We start from the raw sequence: 26513 nt of genomic DNA, 5'->3' as shown, positions 1-26513 counted from the left end.
AAACGTAGTACTTCCGGGCGTCTTTTTGGTTTATGCGAAATCCTTTGGTAGTATGGTTGGTGCTGGCCCTTATCGTGCTGGCCGAATGGTATGGGTATCAGGCGGCCCGCACGCTGGCGCAACACCTCTCGCTGAATGCCCGCCGGGGCGTAGCGGCCGGTTATTGGTTACTCACATTGGTCATCTGGGGCCTGGCTTTCTGGGCCGGCTCGACCCGGCAAATGGGGAACACGGTATTGAAAAACTACCTGATGACGCTGCCGCTCCTGCTACTGGGTGCCAAGCTGATTATCCTCATTCCGCTGCTGCTCGAAGACCTGACGCGCCTCGGCCGCTGGGCCGTGAGTTCGGCCACCCGACCCGCCGGGGTGGAGGGCGAACCCATTCCGCGCAGCGAATTTCTAGCGAAGCTGGCCGTTGGGCTCGGCGCAATTCCCTTCTTCGCGTTACTATGGGGCATGTTGAAGGGCGCGACCGACTACCAGGTGCGCCGCGTGACGCTGCATTTCCCGAATCTGCCACCCGCCTTCGACGGCTTTAAGGTCATCCAGATTTCCGACCTGCATACTGGCAGCTTCAGCTCGACGGAACCTTTGCAGCGGGCCGTGGCCATCATTAACAAGCAAAATGCCGACCTTGTGCTGATGACCGGCGACTTGGTGAACAACCGCGCCACGGAGGTCGAGCCGCACATTCCGGCGCTGCAACAAATCAAATCGGACCTGCCCATTTTCTCCAGCCTCGGCAACCACGACTACGGCGACTATGTGCAGTGGGACAGCGCTGCCCAAAAGCGCGAAAACCTGGAGCGCCTGATGCGCAACCACGCCAAAATGGGCTGGACACTGATGAATGATACCAGCCACACCATCACGCGGGGCGAGGACAAAATAGCCGTTCTGGGCGTGCAGAACTGGAGCAGCCATGCCAACTTCCCCAAGCATGGTAATCTCTCCAAAGCTCATGCCGCCAGCGGCGACGCCCCATTCAAAATCCTGCTCTCGCACGACCCCTCGCACTGGCAGGCCCAAGTGCTCAACTACCCCGATATCGACCTGACTCTGAGCGGGCACACCCACGGCATGCAGTTTGGCGTGAACCTACCGCACCTGAAGTGGAGCCCGGTAGAATACGTGTATAAGCAGTGGGCCGGCCTCTACGAACAAGGCCGCCAGAAGCTGTATGTAAACGTTGGATTGGGCTATTTGGGGTACCCGGGCCGGGTAGGTTTTTTGCCGGAAATAACCTTGTTTGAGTTGCGGCGCGCTTAGGCTGTGCTCGCCTCTTTCCCTCTCCCGCGGAGAGGGAGCCGGACGAACTGGAGAGACATCTTAAACGGCTTTAAGAAGCCTTTCAATACCTTTTCTCCGGCTGATAAGCGGAACGTCCGGCTCTCCTCTCCGTGGGAGAGGGAAAGAGGCGAGCACAGCCGTGCCCGAATAAAAACTGATGAAAATAAAATCGAAAATGCGGATGGCACCAAAATAGAATAGTACGGGTTTGGTCGGTATAATCGGCCGAACCATCGCCGAAAAGCCCGCACCTGCAACGGTGTGGGCTTTTTTTGGCTCATTGAGTTGCAACTTTGTCGCTGTGTTGTGTCGTATTAGTGGATGGTTTCTGAAATAGAGCCTTGTGTAAGTGCCGTTTGGCTAAAGCTGAGCCGTGGGCTGGGCGTGCTCGTGGCACTGTGGCTACTGGCCGGTGCTGCGCGTGCCCAGGCCCCGTCAGTGCGCGTGAGCGGGAGCGTGTCGGAGGCGCAGACGCGCCTGCCCGTGCCAGGCGCTACGGTACAGGTGCAACGCACGCGGCGCGGCGTGGTAACAGGTACCACCGGCGACTTTTCTGTTGATGCCCTGCCTACCGATACCATCCTGTTCCGAGCCCTGGGCTACAAAACGCATCGGTTGCCGCTGGGTGGCACCGGCCTCTCGCAGCTCGTGGTTCGGATTCAACTGGTGCGCGACAGCGTGCGCCTGGGCGAGGTGCAGGTGACCGCCGACCGGCCCGACCGGGCCATTATCAATCGAGCGTTGCGCAACGTGAAGCGGCCCGCTCCGCCCGTAGCGAGCGGTGCCAAGCGCCCGCCGAAGCCCAAGCCGCTCTTTGCCGTCGACTCAGCGGCCCCCAAGGCGCCCGTACCGACCATTGCCAGCCCTGTGAGCCTGCTCTACGACCAGTTTTCACGTGAGGGCAAGCAGCGCCGTAAAATGGAACAAATTGAAGCCGAGCAGAAGGCCGAAAAAGCCCGCAAGGCTCGTGCTGAATACAACAAGGCCTTCAAGGATAATCGCGGGTACGAGCCGTGATTTTTCGATAGATAAATGAGCAAGCAGTGAATCCGTCCTGCTGAGCGGAGCCGAAGCGTCTCGTTCGGAGAAGTAAATCAGCCGGTTGAGTTGCTATCACACGCGAGATGCTTCGGCTCCGCTCAGCAGGACGCCCTCATTCCTGTTTGCTCATAGCCCATTAAATAACCTGCTGCTGGCCCCTGCCGTAAGCTCAGGGTATGAAAATCGGGTATCCCTGCGTGAATGAGGCGATGGATTGCAGCGCTGCCAATACCTTCCGGCTGGCGTCGTACTCGGAGGAACGTCTGATTGCGGCTGTGACGGCTAATCTGACTTGCCTGCGCCGCATGCTGGAATGGAATGTGGCGCAGGGCCTGCTCTTTTTCCGGATGGGCTCGGGCATTGTGCCGTTCGGCTCGCACGAAATCAACACCTTCCCCTGGCAGACGCACTTCGCGGCCGAGTTTCGGGCCATTGGCGACTACATCAAGGCTAACGATTTACGTGTCAGCTTCCATCCCGACCAGTTTGTGGTGCTAAATTCCCCCAGTCCGGATATTGTCAAGCGGAGCATTGAGGAGCTGGTTTACCAAGGCTCGATGCTGGATTTGATGGGCTTGGATGGCACCGCCAAGTTGCAGATTCACGTGGGCGGGCTGTATGGAGAACGGGAGCTGGCCATCAGTCGGTTCGCGGCGGTGCACGGCACGCTGCCCGACGCCGTGAAAGCCCGGGTGGTGGTCGAAAACGACGACCGGCTGTTTCCGCTGCGCGATTGCCTGCACCTGCACGAACTGACCGGCGTGCCTATTCTCTTCGACAATTTCCACCACGAATGCCTTAATCATGGCGAACCCATGCATGAGGCTTTACGCTTGGCCGCCGCCACCTGGCACCCCGTTCGCGACGGCGTACCAATGATGGATTACAGCTCGCAGGCCCTGGGCGAACGCAAAGGCAAGCACACCGACGACTTGGTCGATGACCTGTTCCGCTCTTTTCTCAAAGAACTGCGTGGGCTCGACATGGACCTGATGCTGGAAATCAAGAATAAGGAAGCCAGTGCGCTGCGTGCCGTGGCTATTTTGCGGGAGCTAGGTCTGAGCGCACCCGCGCCCAATGTGCCCAGCCCACCGCTTACTTTATCACCCGACCCCAATGCGCCAGCCAAAGCCAAGCGTACTAATAAAGAGCTAAAAGTCAAGAGCTAAGCGCCGTAGTAGGTTCAGCGCGCTCGCGCTTAGTGCGACTAATGGCTGGTTTTTTATCCTTTAATACGTCATCACTTCATCACCCAACCCCAATGCCTTTCGACCACCTTCACGCCACCGTCAGTGCCCTCAAAAACGGCCTCACTAGCCTGCCCTTGGGTTCGGCTATGGACAATACCGAAACCTGGCAGCAGAAATTTCTGCAAAGTGGCGAGCCGGGCCTGCAGGACATTGCCCGTGAAATCGGCAACCTCCAGTCACTGCTTACCAGCGGGGCTCTCAGTGCGCGGGCCATCGGCAACTCCCTGACCATCCTGGGCAACCAAACCAGCCAAGTCAGCCAGCAAGCTCCGGACGAACTGAAGAAGCCCCTGCTGGAATTGGCTGATTTGCTGCGTCGTCATGGTGGCGACTTGCTGGCTCACGACGACAAGAAAAAGAAGTAGGTCCTGCTGCCACCAGGACCTTACTAAAAAGCCCCATCCAAGGTGGATGGGGCTTTTTGCTGTTATTCAGGTTGTCTCTTAAACCCTTATACGGATAAAAAAGAAGTTTGGAATGATGCCGGCTGGTTGCTCAATGCTGCCCTATGTTGCTGCTTTTGCTGCGGCGGGAACGGCTGGGCACTACTTCTGTGGACTGGCGCGGGCGGTCATCGCGAATAAGGGGCTGCTCGCGAATGTCGGGTACGGCCGTGGGCGAAGTTTCGGGCGTGGCGGCAGGCGAGAAGCCACGGTCTTGCAATAGGCGGCTGGGCTGGGCATCGCGGTTGGTGAGCGTGCGCTGCACTTCGGGCGGCCCCTGAATAGTGCTTTGGTTGAGGGCAGGATTGACGGGAGGCACCGTTGTCTGGCCTTGGCTGCCGGCTCGTACCGGGGCCGTGGGGTCGAAGGGGATGGTCTGGGCCTCAGCCGCAGCAGTTAGGAGCAGACCAGTAAGTAATAATAGCGCCTTCATGATATATATGGTAAGAGGGTGGAAAACTAAAAAGCCGGCTGCTTCGGAAGAAACAGCCGGCTTTCGCCTATTTACGGCATTGAAGCCTAAATAGTTATTTCTTCTTCTTGTCCTTGGCCTTCTTGGTGCTGGTGCCGCTGTCCGAAGTAGTGCTACCCGAAGCCGAAGTCGAGCTGCCGGAAGTGCTGCCCGCGGTAGTGCCATAGGTAGAGCCGCTGGTAGTACCTGAAGTCGTGCCGGTAGCGCCCGTGCCCGATGTGGTACCCGAAGTAGAGCCGGCAGTGGTGCCGGAGGTAGTACCCGAAGTCGTGCCGGCCGTGGTGCCCGAAGTCGTACCGGTCGTAGCACCGCTGGTAGTGCCTACTGAACCGCTCGTGCTAGTACCAGCCGTGGTACCTATAGTGCCCGAAGTCGTACCAACAGCACCGCTAGTGCTGGTTCCCGAAGTAGTGCCGAGGGTACCGCTGGTGCTGGTGCCCGAAGTCGTGCCGGTCGAGCCAGCGGTAGAGGTGCCAGTCTGCGCGAAAGCAGCGCTGCTCAGGCCCAAGGTCAACAAAGCGGCAAGGAAAATTTTGTTCGTCTTCATGATGTGTGAATGTGGTAAATGAAAATATAATGAGTGAAAACGTGGAAAGAAAAGCTCAGAGAAGGCGGCAATTTAGTAACGCCGCAGTGTCTTTACGGTTCCTAGCCCCATTTTGTTTACCCAATGCGCTGAGAAAAGTCCGAAATAATAAGGCTAAGCAGAACAACTCATCTGGGAAGCAACGGTTTGCTTGCGCGTGCTTTTTTTGGGTGTTAGGGCGTCAAATCCATTGTTTTCAAAAAAAATCATCCCCTTCAGTAACCTTCTCTGGTTGGCGCGGTGTCCACAGGCAAATACCCTAAAAACCCATTTTATTAGGTTGGACTCGCTATCGGATAATGCACTAATGCTGCGGGTGAAGGCCGGCGACGTAGACCGAATGGGCCTGCTCTTCGAGCGCTATAATCGTCAGCTGTTTGGCTTTCTCTACCATATGTTGGGCCGGGCCGACACCAGTGAAGACTTGGTGCAAAACGTGTTCTACCGAATGCTCAAGTACCGCCACACCTTCACCGGCGACGGTGAGTTTCGCGCCTGGATGTACCACCTGGCCCGCAATGTGCTGGCCGATTACATCAAGAAAAACCGCCACGCCGCCCACCATACCGACGTGGACAACCTGGCCGAACACCTCAGTGGCGGCAGCAGCGCCGACGCTGCCCTGGAGCAAGCCCAGGAGGTAGCCCTGCTGCACCAGGCGCTGGGCAGGCTAAGCCCCGAAAACCGCGAAGTCCTTGTCCTGAGCCGCTTTCAGGAAATGAAATATGCCGAAATAGCCCGCGTGCTCGACACCACTGAAGGCGCTGTGAAAGTGCGCGTGCACCGTGCCATGAATGAATTAAAAGCCACCTACCTACGCATCGAAAACTAGTGCTATGAACTGTGAACGTACCCAAGAGCAATTAGTCGACTACCTGAGCAGCCAACTAACCGATACGGAGCAAGCCGCCCTCACGGCCCACCTAGCTACCTGTGCTGAATGCCGTGAAGAACTGCAAACCACCCAACGCCTGTGGCAGATCATGGGTGCGGTGCCCACACCCGAGCCCAGCCCTAGCCTGCGCCCCGAGTTCTACGCCATGCTGGCCACCTTCAAAAAAGAAGTCAAAAACGCCCCGGATTATTCCCTCAAGGGCTTGTGGCAGCGCTGGTTGAGCCTACAAATTCCGCTGCCGGTGTTGCGGCTGGCTTATAGCCTGTGCCTGATAGGCGTAGGGTTGCTGGGCGGCTACTGGCTGAATAATAAGGGCCAGGAAAAAGCCGCCGACCAGCAGCAAATCACAGCCTTAGCCGCCGAAGTGGGCGAGATGCGCCAGGTGCTGCTGCTTTCGCTCATTGATAACCCCTCGGCCACCGAGCGGCTGCGGGCCGTGAGCTACACCAAAGAGTTGGATGACCCCAACAGCCGCGTGGTAAATGCCTTGCTGAGCACCCTCAATAACGACAGCAATGTGAATGTGCGCCTGGCTACACTCGAAGCCCTCACGCCGCTGGCTCAGGACGACGCCACCGTGCGCCTGGGCCTGGTGCACTCGCTAGCCAAGCAGCGGTCGCCGCTGGTGCAGTCGGCCTTGGCCGATGTGATGGTGCAATTGCAGGAGCACCGTTCGGTGCAGCCGCTGCGCCGCTTGCTGAAGCAGCCCAACCTCGACGAATCGGTGAAAAGCAAAATCCAGGAAAGTATTCAAACTCTCTCAACTGGCCGGCCCGCCGCGCCCTCAACTCCCTCCCGTCATGACCAGACTATCTCTTCGCCCCAGCCTGTACGCCCTGGCACTATTGCTGTCTAGCAGCGCCTGCTGGGCCCAAAGTAATGAATCAAAGGAAGTTATCAAGCGGGAATTTACGCTTACGGCCGACGCCGGGCGCAGCACCTTTGCCCTGTACAACATCAGCGGCTCGGTGACCGTGGAAGGCTACGCCGGCAACAAGGTGCTGGTAGAAGCAACCAAAACTATTCGGGCCGACGACGCCAAAACGCTGGAAATCGGTAAGAGCGAAGCCAAGCTGGGCTTCACGCAGCGTGGCGACAGCGTGGTGGTGTACATGGCCGAGCCCTTTGACTCGCGCCCCCACCAGAACGACCACCGCGGTTGGAATCACAATGACATTAATTACAAGTACACATTTGACTTCGTAGTGAAAGTACCTTATCAGGTCAATCTGCACGTGTCGGCGGTGAACCACGGGGCCGTGTTGGTGCAGGATGTAAGCGGCCTGCTGCGTGTCTTCAACGTGAACGGTGCCATCACCCTCAAAAACGTGAAGGGGACCACCAAAGCCCACACCGTGAATGGAGACGTGGACGCCACCTACGCGGCCAACCCGCCCGGGGCCTCGTCTTACCACACCATCAACGGCAAAATCCGGGTGCATTACCCGGCCAGCCTGGCCGCCGACCTGCACTTCAAGAGCATGCACGGCGAGTTTTACACTGACTTTCCCAATGCAGAAGTGCTGCCGGTGCAAGTCACCAAAAACCAGGAAGGCCGGGGCGGCGGCACGGTGTACAAGCTGACCAAAGACACAGCCGTGCGCATCGGCAAAGGCGGGTCCGATATCCGCTTCGAAACCCTTAATGGTGACGTAATTATTTCCAAGCAATAGCCAATCAATTCCTTACGATGAATAATTTTCTTCAAATATCCCTCGCGCCCACCGCGAGCCGGCTGTGCCTGGCTGTGCTTTTCCTGGGCAGCGCGCTGGTGGGCCAGGCGCAAGACGCCAAAGACAATAAAGAATCATTGACTGTGGCCCTGAGCGCACCCGACAAGCCCGGTACGCTGGAAGTAGAGCAGGTGAACGGTTTCATCCACGTGACCGGCTACGGCGGCAAAGATGTAGTGATTGACGCCGCCGTCCGGCCCAGCAGGAGCAGCCAGCGGAGCGAGGCAGTTGCCCCCAATGGCATGAGGCGCATCTCGGCCGTGAAGGGCCTGAACCTAACCGCCGAAGAAAAAAACAACCACGTGGAATTGACCACTGAGTCTCACCTGCGGCCGGTCGACCTCACCATTAAGGTGCCCCGAAACTTTTCGCTTCAAATCAGGACCGTCAACAACGGCGACATCATCGTCGAGAACGTGAACGGTCAGTTGGAAGTCTCTAACGTGAACGGCCCTATTCAACTCAATGACGTATCGGGCTCAGCCGTGGCCAACACAGTCAACGGTAACCTCACAGCCATATTTAAAAACGTGACCAGTGGCGCGCCCATGGCATTTTCCACGCTTAACGGCAAGGTCGACGTGACCTTCCCAGCCAACGCCAAGGTGTCGCTTAAAATGAAACCGGAGCGCGGCGACGTGTACAGCGACTTTGAAGTGGCCGTGGACAAAGCCGCGGCCAAGGTCATCCGCACGTCGCAGAATGGCCTCACCCGCCTCAGCACCGACGAATGGACCTACGGCAAAGTAAACGGCGGCGGCGCCGAGGTTATGATGAAAACCTTCAACGGCAATATCTACCTGCGCAAAGCCAAGTAAGTGAAAGCTGCTTGGTACAACCAGCCAAAAAAGAACGTCCTGCTGCGCGGAGCCGAAGCATCTCGCTTGGGGAGTAATTCAATCGTCAATCGAAAGAGTTACCACTCCGAGCGAGATGCTTCGGCTCCGCGCAGCAGGACGTTCTGTTGAACCTGTGCTCAGCTCAGGCGAACCTTACCGCACCACGAGGCGGCTGGTGGCACCATCCGTAGCGCGCAGCAGGTACAAGCCGGCCCGCAGGCCTCGTACATCGATGCGGTCGGCGGCGGTGGGCAATTGGCGTACAGTGCGGCCCAGGCCGTCGAGCAGGGCGCCGGCTACGGGGCGGCTCAGGCGCACGGCTGCGTCAGATGCGGCTGGGTTGGGGTAGCAGAAGAGGGCGGTGGGGCCTGTTGCGCCGTTTTTAGCACTGGTCACCACGCCGCGCAGGCCAATCTGGTACACGGATATGGTGCTGCTCACTTCGTTGGCCAGCAGCAGGAGGGGGGAGCCGGTGGGGCTGTTCGTAGCCGATACGAACACGAGGCCTTCGGGGCCTTGGTCACCGGTGCCGTTGGTAAGGCTGCGGTTATTCACGTACTGCACCAGGCGCGGGTTGGCTGGGTCGTTTACATTCAGTACCACCACGCCGCCCTGGCGCTCCAGGCTTACGAAGGCGTAGGTAGTGTCGCGAATAACGCCCGTGGTGGCGCCTTCGGGCTCGGGACCTTTGTCGTCGGAGCGGTTCTTTCGGACGGGGTTGCCGGTGGTGTTGCTAGCGTTGAAGATGGCGCCAAACGTTGGGTCGGTGCTGGTGAGGCGCTCCAGCAGGTCGCCGCTGTCGTGCACCAGCGCGCCGGTGCTGGCGTTGAGAATGCTGAACGAACGGCCTCCGAAGGCATAAATCTGGTCAAAGTCGCCGTCGCCATCAGTATCGCCGAGCTTATTGGTCACGTTCAGGCGGCCCAGGGCACTGGCGTTTTTCAGCAGCGCGGCCTGCGGGAAAGTGGTGGGGTCGAGCACGTAGCTGGCATCGCCGAGGCGCGCGACTTCTTCGAGAGCGTTGTATTCGCGGGCGTCGCCTTCATTCGCGGTAAGAATGTAGCGCCCGCCGCCGAGCGAAGTGGGCAGGTCGAATGCCGCGATGGCGTCAGGCTGGCGCATACCACGGACGGGCCAGTTGGCCAGCAGCACATCCGCCGCTTGGTCCGACGCATCGAAGCTGAAACCAGGCTGGCTATGGTCCTGGTAGCCAATGGGCCGCAGGCTGGTAAACTGCAGCGTAGTCAGGTCCAGCGTGGCCAGAGCGTTATTTTCCTGCATTGCGATGTAAGCCGTCCGCGAATCAGCGGAGATGGTCACGTACTCCGGCTCCAGGTCTTGCGCCACGGTGCTGGGCGTGGTGGCCGTTCCGCCGTAGATGCGGATACCGGCTGTGCGCAGCGCAGCAGCCTGGGCATTGTAGCCAGTAAAATCCAGTGTGGTCACGCTGGCCTGGGTCACGGCGGCAATGCCCCCATTCAGGTCTACCACCGAAACCGAGCCGAGAGGGTCGTTGGTGTAAAGACTGTTGGGCTCGCCTTCATTGGCGGTAATGACGTAGCGGCCATCGGGCGAGAAGGTTACCATGTCGGGCAAGCTGCCGGCCGTCACCTGCTTAATGAACGTCCCGTTCTGGTCAAAGAATACGATTTTACCGGGGTTCTGAAGCGAAGAGCCGTCTTCCACAGCGCAGGCCACCAAGCCATTGCGCACGGCCACCGAGTTGATGCCACCGAAGGGCGCCATGCTGATGGACGCTACCGACGTCAGCGCACCGGGCGTGGAGAAGCTAAGAATGTCGAGCTTGCCACCCACCGAGTTAGCCACGTACAGGCGTTGGGTGGTAGGGTCGTGCGCCACGATTTCGGCGGAGTTAGTGCCACTCACTCCGTTCTGGTAGCTGCTGAGGAGGTTCAGGCGCAGGTTGCTGGTGCGCGGTGGTGCCTGGCTGTCGTTGTCCTTGATAAACACCAGAAACTCGCCGGTTCCGGCCGTAATGGTGGCGTTGGTGGGGTTCTGGAGGCGAACGGTGAAGTATTCGGCGGGTTCGGCCGTGGCGTCGTCGGCGATAGGCAGTGTGAGCGTGACGGGGGCGGTGCTGCCCGGCGTGAAGGTGATGGTCTGGGTTGTAGCGAAGGTGAAGTCAGCCCCGGCGGTGGCAGTGGCTAGCGGTGCTACTATTACCTCAACCGTGCTGGCGGTGGCATTAGCATTGCGAATGCTAAGCGGCAGCACCACCGAGCCCGCGTTTTCGGCCACAATGCTGGTGGTGCCGGTGAAACCCAGGTCGGGTGCCACGACCACGGTACTTTGGCCGAGGCTCACTTCGTCGAAGGCCACCCAGTCGTCGTTGCCATTTTGGCGCACGGCCAAGCGCAGGCGGGCATGACTGCTGCCTGCCGGCACGGGCACCGTGACGGTGGTCCAGGCCTGGGTGTTTTTATTTAGCTGAGTGTAGGTGCGCGGTACGGGCCAGGTGGTGCCGTTGTCGAAGCGGACCACGTAAGCCAGCGAATCGGGGTTGTCGAAGGCGTTACTGAAGTATTTGAAAGTAATGGCATTGGCCGCGGCTGTGCCAGTCTGAATGGCTATCGGTTCAAAATCCAGATAGTGCCAAATGCTGCCACCGGGAGTCAGCGGCCCTTCCAAGTCGCGCCCGCCCCACAGGTTGGCGCCGGCCGAAGGGGGGGCGACGGTAACCCCCGCGCCCGCTGTACCCACGCTGGGCAGCACCGACCATTGGTCGGTAAGGGCCGGGTCGTTATAGGTGGCTGGGGTGGGTGTGTAGGTCCAGGTATCGGCGGCGCTGCTTTCGAAGCCTTGGGCGACGTTCTGGGCCTGGGCTACCGTGCTGACCGCGCCGAGGCCCAGCATCAGTGCAGTGGAAAAACAAGAAAAGTAAGAGTGTAAGGGCATGAAAGCAGGGAGTTAAGAAACGATGCGCCAAAGCTATTAGCAACCTGTTACCCCAGCATTACAAGTGTGTTATCCAATTTAAGGAGCCACTTATTTCGCGTCATTAAATTTTTTTTCGGGCCTTTGTAACGGATGGCCCAAACTCCGGTACTCCTCTCATTCCAACCCCTAACTCTATTCCGTGGAAGCCACGAGCGACGAAGCACTAATGGCCGCTGTACGAGCCGATGACCTCGACCAACTCGTGCCTTTATTCGAGCGCTACCATGGGCCCTTGTTCAACTACCTGACTCGCCTCACCAACGACCGCGAAACCAGCGAAGACCTCACCCAGACCGTGTTCGAGCGCATCCTCAAATACCGCAGCAGCTACCAGCCCACCCAGCCCTTCAAAGCCTGGGTGTACCAGATGGCCCGCAACGTACACGCCGACTACTGGCAGCGCAAGGAAAAGCTGCGCGCCGCCGACGTGGACGAAGTGGAGCGCACCGGCGGCCTGCGCGGCGCGGCCTTCTCCCAAATGCGCGTCAGCAGCCACCACGATGACCTCCACGAAGCCCTCGCTCTACTCCCCACTCCCCAACGCGAAATCCTGGTGCTGAACCGCTTCCAGGGTTTTGGCTACGAGGAAATTGGCAAGCTGCTGGGCTGCACCGCCGAAGCGGCTCGCGTAAAAGCCCACCGCGCCCTGCAAGCCCTACGCAAAATCTATTTCGCCGGAGACTGATTGGGGCCTAGAGCTTAGTCGTGAAATAACCAATAGTCTCAAACGAACAAGAAATAGCAAAACACGTGTCAGATTACTCCTCACCAATACTTAATAACCGCCACTAAAACGGTGTCAAAAGGCCAAGTACCAGGCACTGAGCACTAAAAATTAGCAACTAAACAATGAAAACGCCCGAACTTACTGCCTGCCATGAGATGGAAGCGCTGCTGCCGGCCTATGTCGAGCGTAGCCTGCCCACCATCGAGGCTGAGCGCGTGGCTGCCCACCTTGCTGGCTGTCCAAGCTGCCAGCTGCAAGTAACCCAGCTCCGTGCCCTGACCGACGACCTCGATGCGGCGCTGCCCGAAGTGCCCCGTACCGCCTTGCGTGCCAACTTTATGGCCATGCTGGAGCAGCAAAAGGCGCTACTGCCCACGGCTGCAACAACCGCCGCCCCAACCCCAGCGCCGCCTGCCAAAGTAGTATCAATGTGGCCCACGGCCGTGGCTAATAATTGGATGCGCATCGCCGCGAGCATCGTGCTCATTGCTGCTGGCGTGTTGCTCGGCCGGCAACTGCCTTGGAGTGGTGGGAATGATAATGGTCTCGCCACCAATACCAACGCTAGCAAGGCGGCACCCGCAGCCCTCGCTGATGCCTTGGTTGGCGACAGTGGCCGCCACATTTCTGCCAGCGACCGGATTCAGTTGGTTACAAATTCGACCAAGGTAACGGAACCCGGCGACGCCACGGTGCAGGTGCTCCTCAATACCCTCAATTTCGACCCTAGTCCCAACGTGCGCCTGGCCGCCTGCGAGGCCTTGTACCGCCTCCGCGACGACCCCCGGGTGCGGGAGGGACTGACTAACTCGCTGCCCCTCCAAACCGACCCCAACGTGCAAATCGCCCTGATTGACATGGTTGTGTCGTTGCGCGTGCGGCGGGCGGTGCCGCAACTAGAGCGCCTCGCCAAGCGTCCCGACGCTCTGCCCGTAGTGCGCGCTCAGGCTGAAGCCGGCATTGGCAAACTCATTTAATCGTCCGTTTCAAAGAACGTCCTGCTGAGCTTGTCGAAGCAGCTCTCCCGCTTCAGTGCCACAACTTGATTACGCACGCAGTAGCGCTGCTTCGCGGTACCCGGCATGACGCTCAGAGGCATTTTCTTACCTGCTTTTCTCCTTTTTTTCTGCACGCGGCGCCGGCTTCCGGCGCCGCGCTAAAGTCTCATTTGCCTAAATTTTCTCTTTATGAATAAGCTCATTCTCCTCATTATTACGGGGCTGCTGATGGCCCAGGCTGGGCATGCCCAGGAATATAAAACCAAGCTCAACGGCAAAGACCGTAAAATCGTCATTGAAATGCAGGGCAGCGACGTAACGGTGGAAGGCATCGACGGCGACGAATTGGTGATAAAAGGTGACGGTTTCCAGGAACCTCCCAAGCGCGCGGAGGGCTTGCACTCCATCTATAACACAGCCGTGGATAACACCAAAATTGGCTTATCGGTGACGCAGCAGGATAATACTGTACGCATTGTACGGGCTTCGCGCAAGGAAGCCAATTACGTTATCCGGGTGCCACGGAGTTCTGCCGTACGGTACAACCAAGCCGGCTGGAACAGCGGCGACCTCGTGGTGCGCGACGTGAATGGTGACCTCGAACTGAGCGTGAAATCCGGCGATATCAAGCTAACCAACGTGGCCGGCCCCGTGGTAGCCAACACCGTGAGCGGTGATATTCAGGTGCGGTTTTCGACGCTAGGGCAGAAGCCCAGCTCTATTTCTACGGTGAGCGGTGATGTAGACGTGAGCATGCCCACCAACACCAAGGCCACCCTAAAGCTGCGCTCGGTGTCAGGGGAGGTCTACACCGACTTCGATATGAACGTGGGCAAAGACCCAAGCAATATGCGTCACATTGGCGGTCAGGTGGTCGACGGCAGCATTAACGGTGGCGGTACTTCTGTGTCGCTAAAAACGGTGAGCGGCGATATCTACGTCCGCAAAGCCAAGTGAATTAGGTAGGTAATTCACATTATCGAAGAATATCCCGCTGAGCGGAGCCGAAACACTGCTCTACGAACGTAATCAGCTGCTTCCACAGCTTGGCAACAAAGATGCCCTGGCTCCGCTCAGCAGGACGATTAAGTATAACTACCATCCAACTCCTCTCACCTTAACCTTCTGCATCATGCGCCGCTTCCTATTCTTCTTATTGCTGGTCCTCGCCGCAAGTGGCGTCCAGCAGGCATCAGCTCAGAAAATCATCGAGAAAACCGCGAGTCTGGCTGCCGGCCAGCAGTTATACCTCAACTTGCGGCAGGCTAGCAGCATTCGCATCCGGGCCGGGGCCAGTGGCAAGATGAGACTGAAAGCTTCCGTCAGCATCAACCAGAACAAGCTCAACGAGGCCCTGCTGCTTACCGTGGAGCAGGCCAGCGATGAGCTCAAGGTAGCATCAGACTTTGATAAAGAATTGTTGCGCAACGCCCAGCCGGGCGACTGCCCCAACGGCGGCTCCTACTATGGCGATACCTACATCACCACCGGCAAAAATGCCGACGTGCGCGACCAGGATGGCCGGCATGTGAACCAAGTATGCGCCGTGATAGACTATGAGATTACCGTGCCCGCCGACGTGGCCCTGCGTGTGAATACCCTCAGCGGCAACATCGACATCAGCGGCCTGACAGGCCCCATTGATGCTAAGTCGCTGAGCGGCTTTGTAGACGTGGCCTGGCCATCTAGTAAAGGAGCCGAACTGTCCCTAAAAACCATTACGGGCGAAGTCTATACCGACCAGGATATCGCCTTTACCACTGCCCTTCAGAAAAACCCCATCGTGGGCTACCGCCTCCATGGCACGCTCAAGGATAGTGGCCCCCTCGTCAAGCTCGAATCCATTAGCAACGACGTGTATTTCCGCAAGCGGAAGTAACCATTTTTACTAACTGTAGTTTCCACGCAAAATGGAGCCATATCGATTGCTGGATAGAAGAATCCGAACTAATGATAAAGGCTTCTAGAGGTAGAGAACACGGTGTGTCTTTTACTTTGGGCATAAAAATACTTTTGCAATTCCTGATAAAACCCGTTGATTATCAATGGATTTATGCCTGATAGTTTTTCGCTGAGACTCTAAAACAGCGGGATTGGGGCGCCGCGGTTGAGCCGGTCTGCAAGCTGGTGCAACAGAGGTAGTGGCTTGGGGAAGATTCTTGGTGAGTGAGAAATCAGCCCTAAACCTGCCCCATCCCGTTGCTTTTGGGGTGCTGGCAGTACGCCGGAGTCCTGCCGAGCCGGACCCCGATTACCGTCACCATTAAACGCGCCTTAACGCCGAGACGACGGTACGTCTTTCTACCTTTGTGCGTCGTTCTCCAACCCCTTCGCGCAGCATGCCGGCAATCAGTGCTCCTGAACTTCGAACCGTAGCGGTGACGCGCTACGTGACCCCGTTACGGGAAGGCGGCTCGCTGCCGGCCCTGGTAGAAGCTGACGACGGCTTCCTCTACGTGCTAAAATTCCGGGGTGCCGGTCAGGGCGTAAAGGCTCTCATCGCCGAACTGATTGTGGGCGAAATAGCTCGTACGCTAGGCTTGCGCGTGCCCGAGTTAGTTTTCTGTGAGCTTGACGAAGCTTTCGGCCGTACCGAGCCCGATGAGGAAATCCAGGATTTGCTCCGTGCCAGCACTGGCCGCAACTTGGCGCTGCACTACCTCTCTGGCGCCATTACGTTCGATGCCCTTGTCACCACCATCGAGCCCTACTTAGCATCGCAAATCGTGTGGCTCGATTGCCTGACGCTGAACGTGGACCGTACCGCCCGGAACACCAATATGCTGATGTGGCACAAGCAATTGTGGCTCATTGACCACGGCGCGGCTCTCTACGTGCACCACGCCGGCCCCGACTGGGCCGCGCCGCGCCCGCGCTCCTTTCGCCAGGTGAAAGACCATGTGCTGCTGCCCCAGGCCAGCGAGCTAGCCGCCGCAGATGCCGAAGGCCACGCCCGACTCACGCCCGAGCGCTTGCGGGCCATTGTGGCGCTGGTGCCCGACGAATGGCTCACCAACGGCGATGCGTCAGCCGAGGAGCAGCGCGCCAGCTACGTCCGCTTCGTAGAAACCCGTCTGGCAGCCTCAGAAATCTTTGTTCAGGAAGCCCAAGATGCCCGCAATGCACTTATTTGAATACGCCGTGCTGCGCGTGGTGCCCCGTGTGGAGCGCGAAGAATTTCTAAACGTTGGTGTCATCCTGTACTGCCGGTCGCTGGGTTTTCTGCAAACCCAATTTGTCTTGCCTGAGGCGCGCCTGCTCGCCTTTGCCCCAGACCTGGACCTGGTAGAGGTGACGGCCCGTTTGCAGGCCTTCGAACGAATTTGTCAGGGCCGGGCTACTGGCGGCACCATTGGTCAACTGCCAGTTGCCGAACGCTTTCGCTGGCTCACAGCCACGCGCAGCACCATCGTACAAACCTCGCCCGTGCACCCCGGCCGCTGCACCGATGCCGCCGAAACACTAGCGCGCCTCTATACGCAGTTGGTTCAATAATCAGCTACAGGCCAAAGCCATGTATTGGACACAAACTGCTGCGTTACAATGAGAACATGGGAATGAAAACCCGCCGTACGTGGACTTCTCCTTCCATTAGTCAGTAAAGCACGAAGTCGGCGCCTAAGCTCAAATACCAGCCGTCGTAAAGCCTAGTACTGGGGCATCTTCACCCTCACCGAGCAGAAATGACGGTTTCTCCGCGGCCATTTCGTAGCGCATCACGATGTCGGTTTCGAAGGCTACGAAGTACCGGCAGAGCAGGGTTAGGGCTCTCGCTGGCCATTCGCCGGCCAGGTACATTTCAAGTTCGGCGACGGATAGTTTTTGCAGGCTGATTTCGAGCGCAGGCAGGGTTTCCTGATACTCGCCACCCAGCATTAGGTCGCGGCCCAGTGCCAGATTACCCAAAGTGCCACCGCCACTATTGGCCTGCGCGGTAGGAGCCACAGGCAGGGCATGACGCCGCGGCGCTATCACGCGCAGCTCCACCGGGAGGCCCAGCACACTCTCGAAGCACAGCTGAGTGCGGGGCAGGTCACCAACAATATCGTGAGCCAGGGGCAAGAGGTAAAGTAAATTGGTGAGCGGGCCGGGCGGGAGGCCACTATCGGCCACGCCCCAGAACCGGGCCAGCGCCTCGTTGTACCAGCGGGCGGAAAGGTTCGTGAAGTAGCGCCGCTCCTCCTGTTCGATGCGTACCCGGCAGTGAAAAAGCTCCTGCTCGAAAGGCAGAAAAAATAACCGCGTAGCTTTTTCCTTGCGCCGCTGCAACCGGATGTCCTCTATCATGGCCCGCGTGCCCGGCTGGCCATTGGTTATCGAGGAGCCGATACCGGGCTGGTGAAACACCTGCTGTGGCAACGCGTCGTAGAGGCCCTCCCGGTGGAGTTCAAGCACGGTGCGAACCACCGGGCGGCTGCCGCGCTCAAACGACTCGTCGCGCACGGCCCCGAGGTCGCGGCGGTAGCGACGGGCAAAAATGCCCACCGGGCGGATGAGAAAGTCGTCGAACGCGTAGCCATGCGCCAATAGCTCGGCCAGTATTACTTCGAGGCGCAAGTCGAAAGGTTGCTGGCGCAAGTGGGCCAGCAGGCGATGAACAGAGGTAGTTTCGGACACGTAACCAGAACAATAACGAACAACTGAAAGCGCGGGCGCCGCACTTCTACTGCAAACCTACACCCGCGGCGCCGACCAAGTTAAGCCAGCCAAGCCATTGTGCTTTGGCGCGGGCCTAAAATTTTCCGTACTTTGGTCCAATACTGCCCGCTAGCGTGGGGTAGACTCAACATCGCTGTTTTGATTGTAATTTTCCCGAATGCTTCCCAATCCGCAGTCCCAGGCCCGTGGGGCCATATCTAATATTACCTCGCGAGTACAAGGTAGTAAGATCTTTATCAGCGTTCTGCTTTACGTATTATGTACGGTGTTGGCTTTTGGGCTGCTGGGGTTGGCCGCAGTGCGTAGCCCTTTTGGGTTTCAGCTCACGCTGGGCTTATTGCAGCTGGCTATTCTGCTGCTGGGCTGGCTCTATGCCGCGCAGCTACAGAACTGGCTGAGTTGGCACGACTCCAGCCAACGCTGGCAGTCGGTACTGATATTGGTGGTTACGGCTGCCTTGGGCAGCGGTGCCATTTTCGCTTTGCGCTGGGTGCCATGGGCTAAAAACTACCTGCCACCCTCCGGATTCATGATGGCCGTGATACCGTTTTTGCTGCCCTATTTTTTCTGGGAATCTTACCGGGCCTGGAAAGCCGTTCCGCACCCGGAATATAAGCTGTGGTATTACAACCCAATTGCCCCCGGTCCCGATTTGTCGCGCATCGACTTGAGCCACTTTATGGTAATCCATTTTTGGATGACGCGTCGGCATGGCGAATCGCTATACCATGATTTTTCGTCAAAAGCACCTTACCAGATGCGGTTGAGCGACTTGTTTGCTATTTTCGTCACCGATTACAACCAGCTCAAGCCCGACCAAGCCTTGCAGTACATTGACAGTCAAGGCCAGCCCTTCGGGTGGCTCTTCTATGCCAAACGGCCCTGGTGGCGCACCCGCCATTACTTTGATCCGGATTATACTTTCCAGGATAATTTTTTGCGCCAGGGCAGCATCATTGTCGCTCAGCGAGTGCCGCCCGCTTCGTCCTTCGAAAACTAAACCGTCGGCGGGCCGTGCCGGCATTTTTCCTTTTACTTTCGTCTCTCTTTCTCGGCTATGCTTCCTGAAATTACTTATTACCCGGTGAACTGGGTAGACGGGATGAAAATCTCCCGCCGCCACTTCGCCGAAGTCGAGCGCTTCACTACCGACCACCTGCGCGATGCCACGGCCCTGCAACTGCGCCCGGACTACTACGGCCTGTTGCCCACCAGCAATGAACTGGGTAGCCCCAACGCGTTTGAATTGCTGCTGACCGTGGACGCCCAGAATGAAGTGCAGGCTCGCCTCACACAATGCCGGGCCATTACGGCCGGTGGTGCGCGCATCGAAATCACGGCCAACAGCTCGCCGCTAACAGCGCGGACCAGCTTGTCCCAACTGCTCGCCTCCTTCAGCCTGACTGCTACCGAAGGCTTGCGCTTCAGCGTGGTGCTCACGGTCAATCCGTTCGAGCGTGTGGCTGCTGGCACTCCGTCGCCCGAGGAGGTGCCCCCCCGTCACCCGTACACCCGCCCTGCTTACGAGCTGAGCTTTGTCCCCACCCAGCAGCTGAGCGGCACCACTAGCGCGGCATATACTCTGATAGTGGGTGAGTTGCAATACGCCGAAGGTGAGTTGCGGCCAATAACGCACTTCATCCCGCCGAGCACGGCGTTAGCCAGCCACCCCGCACTTTTACAGGCCCTGCATCAGCTCGATTTTCAACTGACGGAGTTGGAAACGGATGCCTTTAAGATTATTCACAAAGTGAAGCTGCGCACGGACAAGCGCAGCCACTTGGGCGACATGGTACGCGACTTGGCCGAACACACGCTGCTTGCCTTGGCTCAGCAATTGACGACCTTGCGTCTGCTTGCTGTAAATCAGCCCCCCATCTACCTGCTCGACGTGCTGCTGCGCGTGGCCAAGCAAGTGAAAACATCGATTGACAGTCTCACCGAAGGCGAGCGGGAAGAATTACTTAAGTACTTCGAGCAGTGGTCCGAAACGCTGCCAGCAACCCTGCTTGGGGCGTTGCATAGCGCTGTTACGATTACCTACAACCATCACCAAGTGCACGACCACCTGCGGCAGCAGCAGTACCTGTGGCAATTAATAGGCGCTATTTTCCGCCAGCTGAGCCAGCTCGAATACATTGGTAAGAACAAGGAAGGCTGGCAGAGCTTTATCAACGAAAACCCGGTGGACCCTTCGGCGCCGGTCGTGCTGCCGCAGCCTGAGAACCGCCCCGCCGGCAACGTGCGCTGGAATCCGTTTTAATACCTCGCTACCGTTGCTGTCCGCTGTCATCTTCCTGCCTTCATGAAACCCCTTAATCAACCCGAACGACGCACCCGCCTGTGGCAGTTTATGCTGCTGTACCTCTTGGCGCTGCTCATTCCGCTGGGTGCCTCATACTATCTGTTTTCGAACAACAGCATTGCCGATGAAAATACTCGGCTCAAGCGTGAGCTCGACCGCACCCACGAGGAGCAGGCTCGCCTTGTTGCCCAGTTTGATACGCTCACCCACCACTTGCGGCGTATCGACGCGGTCGATGCAAAAATGGTGGGCGAATCCAATGAGCTTGTGCGAAGCAAGCTTACCATCAGCAATCAGGATTATTTGAACGACATCGCGGTAGGGTTGAGTGAGTTGCGTAACGATTCCAGCCGGATGCAAATCCCCGCTCACCGCCTGTTGGCCCGCAACATATTGCGTGATTTCGACCTCTACCGCTCGACCCGTAATACTATTGATGTGCTCCGCCAGGAATTGGCTAAACGCGGCGATGATGCCCGGGGCTGTGAAAAGATTGCCGTAGAATTAGCGCAGGCTAAGCAGCAGATTATCATGCTGCAGGCCAGCCTCAATCGTCCTGCACCGTCTGGGGGCCCCGGAACTCCCCCGCCCCCGCCTGCTGCCAGCTCTTCGGCTCGGCTTCAGATTGCCTTGTTGCGCGACCAGGTCGCCTTCGCTGAGGCCGACTGTCAGCGTCAGCGGGCGCTCGACCATAAGCCCCGCAGCAAAGAGCGTCGTCAGCTGCTGGAAGCTTCGCGCACATCCTTCATCCAAATCCTGCAAGACCCCGCCACCGACGACCTGAAGCAAAGCATCGAGAAAACGCTTGAGCCCATCAACCTTGAATTGGGCCGTCCGGCACGCTTCTTCGGGTTGCTGTAGAGGTCAGCAAGGGGGCTGGCCGACGCTGTTAGCTCTGCTTTAACTGAGTCTAGGCCTTCGGCTGGTAATGTCGGTAGGCGTTCTAAAAAGAAAGGCGAGCAGAATATTCTGCTCGCCTTTCTTTTTAGATATCAGTATCTTATTGCTGTGGGCTCACTCGCCTTTGAGGTGGTTGCCTTCGGTGTTGCGTGTAGCCCTGCTAGGAAAAAGGCTGCCTGACACTAAAGGAATGATGGCCGGGCAAGCTGCTTGGCTATGTCGCCCTCCCGCTCACCGTACTCGGCATAACGGCTTGGCTGATCTGGCGCTCCCATCCTGCTTCGGGCTAATCTATCACCCGTCGTTCCTCAACCGGCAAGTAGCGCTTCCAGCGCTTTGACTTCGGTTTCGAGGACATGGAGGCGGACCAGTCGTAGGGCCCGTTGGGTGGTAGTGAGCGGGACGGACGCGGCTTTCGTATCGAGGGCGAGGCGGTCCAGCCAACGGCCATCGGCCACGGGGTCCGGCGTGGCCCCTGGGTAGGCGAGGCGGCCGGGCGCGGTTGGCGCCGCGCCGACCGTTCCCGGAGGTAGGAGAGCCGCCCTTAATACCTGCACGGCCCAGCGGCGGCGGGCGTAGTTATGGGCCGGCTGGTGGCGCTGGTTCAGCTCAAACCGCGCCTTAACCACCAAGAACCGGCAACGCCGTAGCCGCGCCTCAATGGGGGCGGGGTCGAGCGGGCCGGGCAGGTCGGTAGCCGGGGCAGGGTCGTCGGGGTCCGTGCCGAGGGCGAAAGCCGGGGCGGGTGGGCCCTGCCCGTCTGGCGGGGCCAACTGCCGGGCCAGCACCCATAGCCGGTGCCGGGGGCCTTCGGAAAACTCTTTATGACCAGCTTCAACGGCGGACACCAATGCCCGGCTTACCCCCATAAAGCGGGCCAACTCCGCTTGCGTCAGAGCAAAATTGGTGCGCACGGCCGCGGCTAAGCTGGGCGAAGGATGGGAACGGCGAGCCATGAAGCGCTATTAGATGGCGAATAGTAAAAATTAAAATTTCATTGCTACCTGCTGAGTGGCGAATTTAATAAAAGAATAATTCATTGCTACCCGATTGGTGGCAAATTGTATAAAAAAATAATCGATTGCTTTCCGCTCCAAGTAATGGTAGTAGCGCAGCTTGTTGGGCGCCAGCAATTCTCAGCGAAAGCAGCAAAGCTCCTGCCACACGCTGTCTTCGTGGAGGCTCCGCGAGGCAGGAGCAGTGCAGCCGCGTCTCCCGTCACTGGCTGCCGCTGAAGCACCTGATTGGGGGCAGGTGACGCGGGAGTGCGGCAATGCGTGTCATGCTGAGGCCCTCTGCCAGCGCCACAGCATGGGCGCGGGCACTCTGACCCCGCTAGCCTGGAGTACCTGCCGGGCAGGTCGGGTAGCTAGAGGTCGAAGAGCTCGACGGGGCTTTTGGGCAGGGGGATGACGTGCTTGCCGACGCGCAGGGAGAGGACAGCCTTGGTGAGCTGCTCGTTGGTGTCGATGAAGAGGGTGAGGACTTCGTTGGGGTACTTGGCGTGCAGGGTCTGAAAAGCGTCCATGGTCTCGTGCTCGTCGAAGGTATCCACCTTGAAGAGCTTTTTGCGGCCGTAGGCCCCGGCCACGTAGAGCATGGCATAGGAGGGCACGGGCTTGGCGCTGGGAGCGAGTACCAGCTGGGCGTAAGCGGCCATGTCGGGCGTGAGCGGGGCGCTTAATTTCTCGGCATTGACGTAGCCGACGCCGAACTCAGTCAGAGTCAAGGGCTGGCTGAAGGCGAGTTTCCAGGGGTAGGTCTTGAGGTAGGCATCCCACTTTTTGGTGCTGAGCGTGCCGGTGGCCATCTCGTGCTTGACCTCGGGCGAGAGCGGCTCGCGGCCCTCGCGCACCACCTCGGCGCGGTCGGCCATGGGAATGAAGCTGGCGAAGTCGAACTCGATTTCGCGGGCCTGGTAGCGGCCGATGAAGACCGTGTTGGTGCCATCGAGCCAGACGTAGACGCCGCCGGTGGGGGCCACCGAGACGGTGAAGGAGGAGTAGGTTTCCTGCTGCTTGGTCTCGGCATTCCAGTAGCCCTGCTTGAGCAGGTGGTAGATTCGCTCCTGGGGGAGCAGGAAGTGGCCCTCGTAGAACTTGTCCTCGGTGTAGGAGAACCAGCGCAGCTCCAGGCTGTCGGGCACGGCCTGCATTTCCTCGCCCACCGCCCAGCCGACGCCCGAGCCGCTCCAACTGCTGTTGAGGGTGTGGCCCCAGGGCAGGGGAAAGCTGCCCCCGGCCGAGTTGATGAAGCGCCCCTCCATAATCGTACTGGGGTAGCCGTCAGCACTGCCGGGACGGGCGGAGAGGCGAAATTTTTCAGTTTGGAAGGCGGGCAGCATGGCGGTGGTGGTGGGGGAATGGGGGGACTGGCAGGCGGCGAGCTGCGCGGTAGCCAGCAGCAGGCTGCACAAGCGGAAAAGGGACATAGCAATAAGCAAGGGAAGTGGGCGAGCAGTCGTGGAGCATCCGTCAGCGCTCCGGTAATGGCTCAGTCCTCGTTGAGCAGCAGCGGACACAGGCTCATGAACGCCGTGCGCACGCCCTCGACCTGGGGCAGAGCAGGCAGGCCAGGCACGGCAATCTGCAGGGTGAGCAGGATGCTGACCTTGCCCCCGAAGGAGCACATGATGGTGCTCTTCTCCAGCAGCGGGTGGCTCATGGGCGAGTCAACGCTCACGAGGTCGAAGGCATCCTGCCAGAGCAGCATGGGCGTGCACGGCAGGTTATTTTTAAGCATGCACGTGCCGAAGGGCAGGAAGGTCTTATCCTGGGTGGTGGCCACGAGCTTGCCCTGTAGGTACACGTGCTGGTTACTGGTCACTTGCAGCATGCTTGGTAGCGTGCCCTTGTCGCACTGGCACAGCGCGCCGTTGCACACCAGTTCTTGTCCGGTTTGGCTCATATTCGTTGCAGGGTAAGGGTGTATTCTTTGTTGTACAGCTCAGCTAATCGGCCATAGACCGTTAGCTCAACGCGAAAGGGCAGGCCCGTGTCTGGGTCTAGCACGTAGGTTGCCTCATACTTGAAGTGCGGGGCCAGGGCCGGGTCAGCCGCAGCCCCCACTGCCTGCATCATCAATTCCCGAATAGCGGCCACGTCAGTTTGTTGCGAGTCGAGAGTGCCCTTTAGCGCCAGCGTCATGGGTTCGTCTGCCGCAATGGGCACTACCTCGACCTGCTCGGAAAACCACAGAGGCAGGTCATCAAAAAACTGGGAGAAACCCCGCGTGCGTGCCGCGTCGGCTGCTGTTCCCAGGCGCTGGTCATAGAAGTCGCCCAGCAGGGTTTGGTAGAGGTAGTCGTGCCGGAGCGAGCGCAGCACGTTGTGCGGGTCCTGCAACTGCCGCCCTATAAAGTCGAGGAGGGTAGGGGTTATTTGGTCGTCGGGGCTGCTCGTTTCACGCAGGCTTTGAGCCAAAATCTCCCAGGTGTGGAGCAGGTGCTCGTGGTTCACCACTGCCAAGAGCCGGCCCGTGGGCGCCGCCTGAAGGGATACCCACTCATACGAAGCCGACAGCCGTAGCGCCAGGGTTTCCATCGACTGCAAGTCTTCGGGCTTCGTGAGCACTGGCGGCCCCATGCCGAAGTCAAGGACATAGCTGCCGTCCCCAGCGGGCCGCCCGCCCAGCGTTACCCGCTTGGTAATGTCACTCACTAAATGTCCATTGGTCGACACTTAATTTGCCTTAGCGGGTGGCCGTTCGGTAGCGTATACTTGGCAAAACGACTATTCCAGCTTAACCCATCACCCGTTAGTTCTCGGGAAGCACTTCGACGGGGGCCTTGATGAGGGGAATTTCGCGCCACTCGTTCTTGAGCGAGAGGGTGGCCTTCTGATACGGCTTGTCGATAGCGAAGAAGAAGGTGAGCGGGGCGGCCGGGTGCTCCTTTAGCAATTGCTCAACGGCGGCATGCAGTTCGGCCTGGTCGAACTCAGCTACGCTGACCAAGTAGCGGGCCTTGTGGGGTGTCTGGCCGTAGAAATAGAGCTTGCGCGGCAGGGGCTTGGGGCTGGGAGTCAGCACCACGTCGCGGTAGGCATCCATGCCCTGGCGGGTGAGCGGGTTAAGGGTGCGTTCGGCGCTGGTGTAGTAGGCGGCGTAGCGATAGAGGGTCAGAGGCTGGGCAAAGGCGACCTGCCAGGGGTAGGTCTTGAGCCACTCGTCCCACTGCGTGGTGCTGAGCGTGCCCGCCTTAATTTCGGCCTGTACGGTGGCCGGCATTCTCGCTCGTATGTTTTTGACCATCAGGGTGCGGTCAGCCGGGCCATAGTAGCGCTGGTATTGTTCGGCCGAGGGGGTGAACGGTGCGGCCTGGAAGCGGCCGACGAGCACCTGGTTGCCGCCGGTGAGCCAGACGACGACCACGCCCTTGGGCAGTACGCACACGGTCAGCCGGTTGAAGGTGACCTGTTTTTGTTTTTCGATGTCCCAGGAGCCTTGTTTGAGCAGCTGATAGATTTTCTCCTGGGGGAGCAGAAAGGTGCCCTTGTAGAACGTGTCTTCGGCGTAGGAGAACCACGTCAGGCTGAGCTGTTCGGGGGCGGGGTGGCGGTCGTCGCCGGAGGACCAAGTCGTGCCCGAGGCCCCCCAGTTGCCTTCCAGTACATGACCGGCGGGCACGGTCAAGATGGAGCCGTCGGAACAACGGAAGGCGCCGCCCTGGATGGTGACCGAGTAGCCGTCAGCCGCACAGGGGCCGGCGGTAAGTAGAAATTTTTCGGTTTGGAAAAGAGACATGTGTTTAGAAGCAGGAAGGCGCTGGGCGCAGGCCGAGGTGGCGGGCAGCAGGGCGCCGAGGGTGAGCCAGCGGGTGAGCAGGGAACGAAGCATGGGGCAGGGTTAGCCGGGAAAGACGAGGCGGTGGGGCTGCCCGTTCTTTCGGCGCTCGCCCATGCCGGGGCGGCCGTCGCTGAGGCCTTGCAGGCCGCGGCTGGCCGAGCGGTTGAGGTAGCGGTTGCGCACGAGTTGGGCCAGGGCCAGGTCCACGGGCAGGGGGACGGGGGTGGGGGCGGGCTCGAAGGGCAGGTCGGGGTCGTAGGGCAGCTGTAGCACGTGGCGGCCCTGCTCGCCGTGGGTAGCCACCTGGGCCGTGATGGCGGCTTGCACCGGCACCAGCGGGTGGCCTTCCGGCAGCGTGTACTTGGCAAACGGGCTGCCCAGGTTTAACGCAAAGAGCTCTATGCCGTGGTTGTGAGCGCAGTCGGCCATAATGGCCAGGGGGATGAACTGGTACTCCCAGCTCAGGCCCCGGCGTCGGCCGACGGCCGAGTAGGTGGTGTAGAGCAGCCGGCCGGTGTCGGGGTCATGAACGGGGTGGGGGGTGCGCGTGATTTCTTCCGGGCGGTACCAGCCCTGGGCGAGGAGTTCCTGGCACTCGGCGTCGAGCAGGTGGCGCTCCTCCTCGTTGGT

Annotated in this window: 27 protein-coding genes; 17 read left to right on the top strand and 10 right to left on the bottom strand. The window is 59.1% G+C overall.

Annotated features, from left to right (window positions below; translation table 11 throughout):
- Window positions 1–32: 32 nt before the first annotated feature.
- From WX88_RS09410 to WX88_RS09390, 4 genes are all read left to right on the top strand, one after another.
- The gene (locus WX88_RS09410) at window positions 33–1271 is read left to right on the top strand and encodes a metallophosphoesterase (RefSeq protein ID WP_046244118.1); all 1239 of its coding nucleotides are present in this window, start codon (window positions 33–35) and stop codon (window positions 1269–1271) included.
- A 411-nt stretch (window positions 1272–1682) separates the two neighbouring features.
- The gene (locus WX88_RS09400) at window positions 1683–2309 is read left to right on the top strand and encodes a carboxypeptidase-like regulatory domain-containing protein (RefSeq protein ID WP_197076731.1); all 627 of its coding nucleotides are present in this window, start codon (window positions 1683–1685) and stop codon (window positions 2307–2309) included.
- A gap of 200 nt (window positions 2310–2509) precedes the next feature.
- Window positions 2510–3502, top strand: a complete 993-nt coding sequence (gene uvsE / locus WX88_RS09395) for a UV DNA damage repair endonuclease UvsE (RefSeq protein ID WP_082115942.1) — start codon at window positions 2510–2512, stop codon at window positions 3500–3502.
- Window positions 3503–3594: 92 nt separating this feature from the next.
- The gene (locus WX88_RS09390) at window positions 3595–3948 is read left to right on the top strand and encodes a hypothetical protein (protein ID WP_046244116.1); all 354 of its coding nucleotides are present in this window, start codon (window positions 3595–3597) and stop codon (window positions 3946–3948) included.
- 130 nt (window positions 3949–4078) lie between these two features.
- Here the strand turns inward: WX88_RS09390 and WX88_RS09385 are convergent, their stop codons facing one another.
- Entirely contained in the window at window positions 4079–4459 is a 381-nt protein-coding gene (locus WX88_RS09385) for a hypothetical protein (protein ID WP_046244115.1), read from the bottom strand.
- A gap of 94 nt (window positions 4460–4553) precedes the next feature.
- Window positions 4554–5045 carry a hypothetical protein gene (locus WX88_RS09380; RefSeq protein ID WP_052732527.1) on the bottom strand — a complete coding sequence of 164 codons (492 nt, stop codon included), beginning with the start codon at window positions 5043–5045 and terminating at the stop codon, window positions 4554–4556.
- Between the two features lie 346 nt (window positions 5046–5391).
- Between WX88_RS09380 and WX88_RS09375 the strand changes: the two genes are divergently transcribed.
- From WX88_RS09375 to WX88_RS09360, 4 genes are read left to right on the top strand one after another with little or no spacing between them, the layout of a single operon-like run.
- Window positions 5392–5916, top strand: a complete 525-nt coding sequence (locus WX88_RS09375; RefSeq protein ID WP_046244114.1) for an RNA polymerase sigma factor — start codon at window positions 5392–5394, stop codon at window positions 5914–5916.
- A 4-nt stretch (window positions 5917–5920) separates the two neighbouring features.
- Window positions 5921–6835, top strand: coding sequence for a HEAT repeat domain-containing protein (locus WX88_RS09370; RefSeq protein WP_072052981.1), 915 nt, complete (start codon window positions 5921–5923; stop codon window positions 6833–6835).
- A complete protein-coding gene (locus tag WX88_RS09365; RefSeq protein WP_046244113.1) occupies window positions 6780–7652 on the top strand; it encodes a DUF4097 family beta strand repeat-containing protein in 873 nt (290 codons plus the stop codon). The genes WX88_RS09370 and WX88_RS09365 overlap by 56 nt, the downstream gene beginning before the upstream one ends.
- Before the next feature lie 17 nt (window positions 7653–7669).
- The gene (locus tag WX88_RS09360) at window positions 7670–8530 is read left to right on the top strand and encodes a DUF4097 family beta strand repeat-containing protein (RefSeq protein WP_046244112.1); all 861 of its coding nucleotides are present in this window, start codon (window positions 7670–7672) and stop codon (window positions 8528–8530) included.
- Window positions 8531–8704: 174 nt separating this feature from the next.
- Here the strand turns inward: WX88_RS09360 and WX88_RS09355 are convergent, their stop codons facing one another.
- Window positions 8705–11467, bottom strand: a complete 2763-nt coding sequence (locus WX88_RS09355; protein ID WP_082115941.1) for a choice-of-anchor I family protein — start codon at window positions 11465–11467, stop codon at window positions 8705–8707.
- A 181-nt stretch (window positions 11468–11648) separates the two neighbouring features.
- On the opposite strand from WX88_RS09355, the gene WX88_RS09350 reads away from it, so the two are divergent.
- From WX88_RS09350 to WX88_RS09325, 6 genes are all read left to right on the top strand, one after another.
- Window positions 11649–12194, top strand: a complete 546-nt coding sequence (locus tag WX88_RS09350) for an RNA polymerase sigma factor (RefSeq protein WP_082115940.1) — start codon at window positions 11649–11651, stop codon at window positions 12192–12194.
- Between the two features lie 164 nt (window positions 12195–12358).
- Window positions 12359–13213, top strand: a complete 855-nt coding sequence (locus WX88_RS27415) for a zf-HC2 domain-containing protein (protein WP_052732525.1) — start codon at window positions 12359–12361, stop codon at window positions 13211–13213.
- A 210-nt stretch (window positions 13214–13423) separates the two neighbouring features.
- The gene (locus WX88_RS09340; protein ID WP_046244111.1) at window positions 13424–14191 is read left to right on the top strand and encodes a DUF4097 family beta strand repeat-containing protein; all 768 of its coding nucleotides are present in this window, start codon (window positions 13424–13426) and stop codon (window positions 14189–14191) included.
- Window positions 14192–14366: 175 nt separating this feature from the next.
- Window positions 14367–15113 carry a DUF4097 family beta strand repeat-containing protein gene (locus WX88_RS09335; RefSeq protein ID WP_046244110.1) on the top strand — a complete coding sequence of 249 codons (747 nt, stop codon included), beginning with the start codon at window positions 14367–14369 and terminating at the stop codon, window positions 15111–15113.
- Between the two features lie 460 nt (window positions 15114–15573).
- Window positions 15574–16368, top strand: a complete 795-nt coding sequence (locus WX88_RS09330) for a HipA family kinase (protein WP_046244109.1) — start codon at window positions 15574–15576, stop codon at window positions 16366–16368.
- Window positions 16346–16729, top strand: a complete 384-nt coding sequence (locus WX88_RS09325; protein ID WP_046244108.1) for a DUF3037 domain-containing protein — start codon at window positions 16346–16348, stop codon at window positions 16727–16729. Before WX88_RS09330 ends, WX88_RS09325 begins: the two co-directional genes overlap by 23 nt.
- A 129-nt stretch (window positions 16730–16858) precedes the next feature.
- Here WX88_RS09325 and WX88_RS09320 read toward each other — a convergent pair whose 3' ends face one another.
- The gene (locus tag WX88_RS09320; protein WP_046244107.1) at window positions 16859–17851 is read right to left on the bottom strand and encodes a type VI secretion system baseplate subunit TssG; all 993 of its coding nucleotides are present in this window, start codon (window positions 17849–17851) and stop codon (window positions 16859–16861) included.
- A gap of 199 nt (window positions 17852–18050) precedes the next feature.
- Here WX88_RS09320 and WX88_RS09315 point away from each other — a divergent pair, with 199 nt between their 5' ends.
- The 3 genes from WX88_RS09315 to WX88_RS09305 are packed head-to-tail and all read left to right on the top strand — an operon-like array spanning window position 18051 to window position 21059.
- Window positions 18051–18893 carry a TssN family type VI secretion system protein gene (locus WX88_RS09315; RefSeq protein ID WP_156176033.1) on the top strand — a complete coding sequence of 281 codons (843 nt, stop codon included), beginning with the start codon at window positions 18051–18053 and terminating at the stop codon, window positions 18891–18893.
- Between the two features lie 57 nt (window positions 18894–18950).
- The gene (locus WX88_RS09310; protein ID WP_046244105.1) at window positions 18951–20156 is read left to right on the top strand and encodes a hypothetical protein; all 1206 of its coding nucleotides are present in this window, start codon (window positions 18951–18953) and stop codon (window positions 20154–20156) included.
- A 42-nt stretch (window positions 20157–20198) separates the two neighbouring features.
- A complete protein-coding gene (locus WX88_RS09305) occupies window positions 20199–21059 on the top strand; it encodes a hypothetical protein (RefSeq protein ID WP_046244104.1) in 861 nt (286 codons plus the stop codon).
- Between the two features lie 347 nt (window positions 21060–21406).
- Here WX88_RS09305 and WX88_RS09300 read toward each other — a convergent pair whose 3' ends face one another.
- The 6 genes from WX88_RS09300 to WX88_RS30770 form a co-directional block, all read right to left on the bottom strand.
- A complete protein-coding gene (locus WX88_RS09300) occupies window positions 21407–22054 on the bottom strand; it encodes a helix-turn-helix domain-containing protein (protein ID WP_046244103.1) in 648 nt (215 codons plus the stop codon).
- 413 nt (window positions 22055–22467) lie between these two features.
- A complete protein-coding gene (locus WX88_RS09295; protein WP_082115939.1) occupies window positions 22468–23529 on the bottom strand; it encodes a DUF2931 family protein in 1062 nt (353 codons plus the stop codon).
- A gap of 62 nt (window positions 23530–23591) precedes the next feature.
- Window positions 23592–24005, bottom strand: a complete 414-nt coding sequence (locus WX88_RS09290) for a DUF4280 domain-containing protein (RefSeq protein WP_052732524.1) — start codon at window positions 24003–24005, stop codon at window positions 23592–23594.
- Window positions 24002–24757 (bottom strand): hypothetical protein, encoded by a 756-nt coding sequence (locus tag WX88_RS09285; RefSeq protein ID WP_046244101.1) that lies wholly within the window; start codon window positions 24755–24757, stop codon window positions 24002–24004. Before WX88_RS09285 ends, WX88_RS09290 begins: the two co-directional genes overlap by 4 nt.
- A gap of 97 nt (window positions 24758–24854) precedes the next feature.
- On the bottom strand, window positions 24855–25934 hold the full coding sequence (locus tag WX88_RS09280) for a DUF2931 family protein (protein WP_046244100.1): 1080 nt from the start codon (window positions 25932–25934) through the stop codon (window positions 24855–24857).
- Between the two features lie 9 nt (window positions 25935–25943).
- Window positions 25944–26513: hypothetical protein (locus WX88_RS30770; protein WP_046244099.1), on the bottom strand; the 570-nt coding region annotated here is incomplete at its 5' end.

Source organism: Hymenobacter terrenus, from assembly GCF_000972495.1.
GTDB lineage: Bacteria > Bacteroidota > Bacteroidia > Cytophagales > Hymenobacteraceae > Hymenobacter > Hymenobacter terrenus.
Note: the sequence above shows the minus strand (reverse complement) of the source record. Positions and strands in the feature narration are given on the sequence as shown.